The sequence below is a fragment of the Aliterella sp. E5.1 genome (assembly GCF_057473825.1).
Genome location: NZ_JBYCCV010000156.1, coordinates 1 through 5,954 on the forward strand (window position 1 = coordinate 1; position 5,954 = coordinate 5,954).

Consider the following 5,954-nt stretch of genomic DNA (forward strand, 5'->3'; position numbering starts at 1 on the left):
CGGCGCGAACCTATGCACAGTTAGACCAAGCAATCACCGATGCTCTAGCTGCGGTGACACTCCAAGATATTATTGGCTGGTTTACCCACTGTTGTTGCTATGTTTCACCCAACTGAGAACTGCTGTAACCCTCTTTTGTCACTTTCAGGAGAGTAAAATCTAGAACCTGCTTTAGCTCAGGATTTTGGCAAAATGACTACAAAGGAAGTCTGATGTGAGAAAATAAAGTTTAAAAGCTTTACATTACAAGCTTTTTCAAGTTTTAGTTTGTTTTTTCCTTACTCAGAGTGACAAAAGAGGGGTAAGATGCCCATATTGTGGTAAAACGCTAATAGCCAAAAAGGGCAATATCAAAGAACATCACTTTGCCCATAGCGGCGAAACCTGCAATTTAGTCATCAAAAGAAATCCACGCGACATACCGCATTTACCTTTGTACGATGCCTTTAATATTTTCCTGTCAGGCAAGGAGTTAGAACAGCTAAAGAAACTTTGGCATAGACATAAAGCGCACACCAATGGCATTGACCGCCTGGAAATATTGCCAGCTTTTACTAGAGAAAACTTAATCGAGCAGTCGCAAAACGTCAATGCCGGGACGGGTCGAAAAGCTTACCGATTTGCTAAACTGGGGCAAATTCCAGTAGGTGTATTACTTCTTACAGTATTTAATAGTGTGCAAGAGCCATTAATTGAGCAAAAGCTGGCGCATTTGGGAGCAGCTATTTTTGACAACTCTGGCTCCGTAGTACCACAAAAAGAATTGTCAATTCGTCTGACTGACTTACGAATTTACAGCGCTCAGATGAGGAAAATTCTGGAAGCTTGTTTGTACTATTTAAAAGTGCAAGCTGATGGGCAAGTATTGCACAAAATTGGCATAACAACCCGCCCCATGCCTAAGCGACTGGCGGAGATATATCGGGACTTGAGATTGCATTACCAGACTGTAGAAATTGATGTAATTAACATTTGAGCGCATCGAGGGAATGTGGAAAAGTATTTTAAGTACCGCTACTCCAGTTGCAACTACCCAATTGGTACTCTAACTGAATATTTCCTGTTTGTCGATCCCGATCAAACTCAAGCAGTGGAGCGCGACCTGCACCAGATGCAGCCCAAAGTATTATCACTTGTAGAGCAAGAGATTATTGACGGCAAGCAGGATGAATTTCTCGCTGCACTTTTAGCCGACGAGCAAATTTTAGAAGGTGGAGTACAAGTAAGGGATCGCATATCAATGGATTTGCAGCAAAATTTTTTATCTAACCCTTCATCACAACGAGTAATTACAGCACTGCACCAGGGCGATCGCCTGCGCGATGCGGCGGCAAAAGCATCAGTTTCAGTTGAAGTGGCGCGTAAAGTTTTGGCAGTGATGCAAAAAGTATGATAGTTACAGCAAAATTGGGAATACTATCAGCATCTACTTCAAAAAACTATAAAAAATACCTTGAAAAGCTTGCTAGTGAAAGTCTCATTGGTTTTCCCACTATTGTTAGCTCCCTTATCAGCCATAGCCCAAATCACCCCCGCCACCGTCGTCAGCATTGGCGACGGCGACACCTTGCGTATCCGCAAGTCAGGTCAAGTGACAACAATCCGGTTATCTTGCGTTGACGCTCCTGAACGCGCTCAATCTCCTTGGGGGCAACAATCCACCTCCCGGCTCAAGCAACTGCTACCCCTAGGCAGGGCGGTACAAGTCCGAGAGATAATGCGCGACCGCTATGGAAGAACTGTAGCCGAATTGTATGTAGGTAAGCAATCGGTTAATTTGCAAATGGTAAAAGAAGGACAATCAGTGGTTTACCGCCAATACCTCAATGGATGCGCTGCTACCAAAGATCAGTATTTGCAAGCGGAAACGCAAGCTAGGCAAAAGAGATTAGGCTTTTGGAATCAGCAGTCGCCTATCATGCCTTGGGATTATCGGCGGGGGAAGTCTAGTAGCAATCCTCAAATACCAAATAAAGTAGCTCCATTTGTACAAACTCAATCGATGCCAAGTTGCATTAATAGCGATTGCAATTGTAGCGATTTTAAGACTCAAGCCCAAGCGCAGCAGGTCTTAAATGCTTTTCCTAGGGATAAATTTAGATTGGACGGTGACTCGGATGGAATAGCTTGCGAAAGCTTGCCATAATTTAAAGGCGATCGCAGCTAAGAAACTAAATTACTTTAACAGGTGTTTTAAATGCTCGATCTTATTTTCAAGAGTCTGCTGAAGTTCTAATAATTGTTCTGGTGTTGCCTGTGTATTTGCTAAGTCAAGTTTCTGAACGGTTGTCAAGAAACGATCTATCTGTTTATCTCTACTTATAGATGTAGAAGGTTGTATATATTGCGCTTCTTGTGAGATTACCCATTGTTTAGTTTGTGCTGTAGAAAGGTTTTGAGTGCGAACTTCCCTAACTCCTTTTTCACGCAGCTTTAAGGCTTGTCGTTCTGAGATACCAAGTTGGGTTGCGCTAAGGCGGTTAAGAATTAAAGCCTGGGGACAACCAAGGGTTTGTTCGCGCACTGCGGCTTTTAAATCTGGAGCGAGATTTAAGATGGGAAAAACGTTTCGATTTAACGAAGTTGGATGCTCTTGTAAGCTTAGAAAAATTCTAAAAACTTGAAGCTCAATTACCTCCATTTCGCATTTGCTTAAGACTGCATCCCAGCGTTCGCTTGGCTGTAAATGTAGTTGTTCTCCAAGGGTTTGTTTTTTTCGTTTCAGGCGGGTCAGAACCCGATTAACGACACGTGGGACTTCTTCAGGGGGAAGCTCGGGAATCTCATCGCACGCGATCGCTACCAATGTCTCAGCTTTATCAAGAGCATTTAATCCACGTCGATGCAAGCTTGTCAGATACGCTCTACGCCGTAAAACTTTTGGTTGATCGGGTTTGGCTGTAAACACAGCATTTATTGTCTCCCACCCTAAGTTTTTTGCCGCCCGCCAACGGCACTCCCCATCAAACAACATTCCATCCTCAAATAGAATAATCGGATCGAGTTGCCCTTCTTGTTGCAGAGAAAGTGCCATTGATTCCACTTCTTCAGTAAAAGTTTTACGTGGTTGCTCTAAATTTGGCTGAATCTTGCTAATAGGATATTGAAGGGTTTCTTGATTCTCCTGTAAATATTTTCGCAACTGGCTAATCTGACTTTGCAGTTGTGAATTGTCCTGTTCAATGGAAAGCGATCGCAATTGCTCGATTTCGGTAACTAGATGTTGTTCGCGATCGACTTGTTGATTTAGCTGATGTTCTAGTGTCTCAAGTCGCTCTCGTAAATTGTGAACTTCTTGATTTTGATCGACTTCAGAGAAAAAGCTATCAACGTCGAGTCGATTTCGTTTTACCACGTTTTTCTCCCTTAATTTTTTCTCCGATGGTCAGAGCTATTGTTTCAATTGGTTTTAATGCTGGATGCGTTGCACGATGTACTCTTAAAGGAATAGCTTCTGACCACGCATTTGTAAAAGCCGTGTAATGTCTAATAGCAGGAAATACATGATACCCCCTTGCCTCATATTTTGGTGGAAGTTCTTTAGAAAGGCGTTGATGTTCTGCTCCATCTTCAACGTTATTAATAACGAACCCTAAAAATGCGGGTGCTGGAGACAGGTGAAATTCTTGAACGTTAGCCGCATACCAATCGAGTAAAACCCTCGTTCCATCGATTGCTTTAGCATCCGGCATGAGCGGAACTAACAAATGCGTAGCAGCAATCAAAGCAGACTTAGGAATTTGCTCTAACGTAGCTGGGCAATCAAAAATAATTAGATCGTGGGGCAGAGGATACTCAGTTAGAGCCTCTTGTAATAAATGGCTTCCACTAGCTTGAGCAAGATTAGACATAACTTTGAACAAAGCACTTCCACCTTGGAACACTTCTAGGCTCTTTACGTGCTGTTCCCATACGTGAATTAAAGTGTATGTCCCATCAAAGAAACCAGAGTAAATCCAAGCGGTAGTAGCTTTTGGAGCGGGAGTTTTGTTCAGTCGGCAAGCTACATTGAGAGAACCTTGGGGATCGAGGTCGAAAATAGCAACTTTGTATCCCAACCGAGCAACTTCGTAGCCGAGGTTGGCTGCTAGGGTCGTCTTTCCAACGCCTCCTGCTCCAGTCATAATTGCAAGTCTTATTTGATTGAGCATATTCCAGAAGAATTTGGTGATAAAAATAGATTTTGTACTGTAGCGTTACGGTACGCTATATAGCCGCCTATCATTCGTTATTTCTCTATCCCCTATAAAATAGACTTCTTACTGTTAATTGCACTCTAAACTAGAGTGTAGTTTAGAGTGCTAATGGTATTGAATTTATATTTTCTGGGTAACTGTAACTAATTAATTTTGTACTGTAGGTTTACAGTACACTGTTTTTTTAATTAAACCTATTTTGCAGAAGCAGAAGATATCCTATAAGCCCCTAGCTTCCCCGGTACTCCCTGCCACCGCTTCTGCCTTGCGCCAGCCCAGAGGATCTTGCCAATCTTGTCCTTAGCTCTGCTTAAATCCTTTCCTGCCAATTCGCCATACAGCAACTTAGCTATTTTCTCTGAGTTCATAACTTGTCCGGCATTTTCTCGTAGGTTCCACTGCAAGCAACGCGCCCCTCATCCCCTCCCTACTATCCTGATGAAGGGGAATTCACGACGACAACCGTTTAAAAAAATTACTACCTATATCATAAAGTGATTTTTTAAGCACAATTTTAAAGGTGTGCCTTCTAGTGATAATAATTAATCTGGCATCTCATTTTTAATAGAGTTGTCGGGAAATAAAAATTAGGCAAGTCACAGCTAGTTTTGGAGTTACCTCACTCTAAGCAGCCATCAAGTAAAAGTTCCATAACCCTGCCGATGTCAGCATCAAGTGGTCATCGAAACCTTCAATCCGGTTGCGATAAACCATACTGACTGCGTTGTAACGCTTAACTCCAGCAAAGGCATTTTCACAAATAACACGTGATTGACTCAAGCAGTGGTTCTCTTGTTTTTGCGCCTTACTCAATGCTCCTCCTCTGGGCTTCTTATGTGGCAGATGAATATTCTCGTACTGGTTTTGTAAACCCTGAAAGCCTAAGTCCACCTCTATCGGAATTTCATCTGGGACATTACCTGCAATATCATCTTGGTCGTGAAAGCGTTTGTCATGGAGTTTACCTTCCCGTGCCTTACTCAACACTATTACTCGTTTAGTTTCATCTACTGCGACCAAGTGTTTGCGAGTATGTTGTTTCTTCTTACCGGAGTAATTTAGGGTCTGCTGTTTAGGGTCTTGCGGACGTTGAATTGGACGTTCTGTCCCATCTATCATCACCCGTTTTACCTCTGGAAAGCGCTCTCGAAAAGCTGTAATATTATCAAGTTGGCGTTCCGGCAACATCAAAATCTTGCCTAACGCAGCTTCTAACACTGGCTGTAAGCGGTGCATCCATTCATGTGCTTGAGAACGGTGCATTTCAAAGATTACTCCCGCCAAATCGAACGTTGGGTAGCACTTGAAGTAAAACAAGATAAAAAATAGTTTTGCTTGAGTTGTCTGCAATCGAGCTTTTCGTCCTCCACCAAGAGCGCGCCGACGTAGCTGGGTCTGACGTGTCTGCTCGTACACCTCACTAAACTTTGGCATCAGTGCTTCAAAGGCTTTTTGATTCAATCCGGTTAATGCCCTTAATAGCCGCTCTTGCCTCAGCACTCGCTTGATGTCTAATATTGTTTTTTCCTATCAATTCCTTCTATTCTGGCTTATTTCCCGACAAGTCTAATCCAAAAACCCCTGTGGCAAGGGCTACAAACCGTCGTTCTGGTGCGCGAGCTTTGCGGGAAGAAGCTTCCTTCCGCAAACGTCGCTTGCAAAGTGAGCGGCGCTGTAACGGTCAAAGTCCAACGGAAAATCGATTTTTTATTAGTAGTCTACCCAGTCAGGTATCTTTGCTCATGAATGCCGTGCGAA

General features: G+C 43.0%; 7 protein-coding genes and 1 pseudogene. 4 read left to right on the top strand and 4 right to left on the bottom strand.

The features are described from left to right. Nucleotides 1-316 precede the first annotated feature (316 nt). The 4 genes and pseudogenes from AC2VE5_RS23715 to AC2VE5_RS23730 form a co-directional block, all read left to right on the top strand. Nucleotides 317-379, top strand: a pseudogene (locus AC2VE5_RS23715) (competence protein CoiA family protein); the annotation flags it as partial. Between the two features lie 54 nt (nucleotides 380-433). After that, nucleotides 434-976, top strand: a complete 543-nt coding sequence (locus tag AC2VE5_RS23720; protein WP_486890115.1) for a hypothetical protein — start codon at nucleotides 434-436, stop codon at nucleotides 974-976. Between the two features lie 15 nt (nucleotides 977-991). Next, nucleotides 992-1,393: a hypothetical protein gene (locus AC2VE5_RS23725; RefSeq protein ID WP_486890116.1), complete on the top strand. Its 402-nt coding sequence runs from the start codon at nucleotides 992-994 to the stop codon at nucleotides 1,391-1,393. 60 nt (nucleotides 1,394-1,453) lie between these two features. Next, entirely contained in the window at nucleotides 1,454-2,146 is a 693-nt protein-coding gene (locus tag AC2VE5_RS23730) for a thermonuclease family protein (protein ID WP_486890117.1), read from the top strand. A gap of 30 nt (nucleotides 2,147-2,176) precedes the next feature. On the opposite strand, the gene AC2VE5_RS23735 is transcribed toward AC2VE5_RS23730, so the two are convergent. The 4 genes from AC2VE5_RS23735 to AC2VE5_RS23750 form a co-directional block, all read right to left on the bottom strand. Continuing rightward, entirely contained in the window at nucleotides 2,177-3,355 is a 1,179-nt protein-coding gene (locus tag AC2VE5_RS23735) for a ParB/RepB/Spo0J family partition protein (protein WP_486890118.1), read from the bottom strand. Then, nucleotides 3,327-4,151: a ParA family protein gene (locus AC2VE5_RS23740; RefSeq protein ID WP_486890119.1), complete on the bottom strand. Its 825-nt coding sequence runs from the start codon at nucleotides 4,149-4,151 to the stop codon at nucleotides 3,327-3,329. Before AC2VE5_RS23740 ends, AC2VE5_RS23735 begins: the two co-directional genes overlap by 29 nt. Nucleotides 4,152-4,390: 239 nt before the next feature. Then, nucleotides 4,391-4,600 carry a hypothetical protein gene (locus AC2VE5_RS23745; protein WP_486890120.1) on the bottom strand — a complete coding sequence of 70 codons (210 nt, stop codon included), beginning with the start codon at nucleotides 4,598-4,600 and terminating at the stop codon, nucleotides 4,391-4,393. A gap of 220 nt (nucleotides 4,601-4,820) precedes the next feature. Next, nucleotides 4,821-5,714, bottom strand: a complete 894-nt coding sequence (locus tag AC2VE5_RS23750; RefSeq protein ID WP_486890121.1) for a transposase — start codon at nucleotides 5,712-5,714, stop codon at nucleotides 4,821-4,823. Nucleotides 5,715-5,954 lie beyond the last annotated feature (240 nt).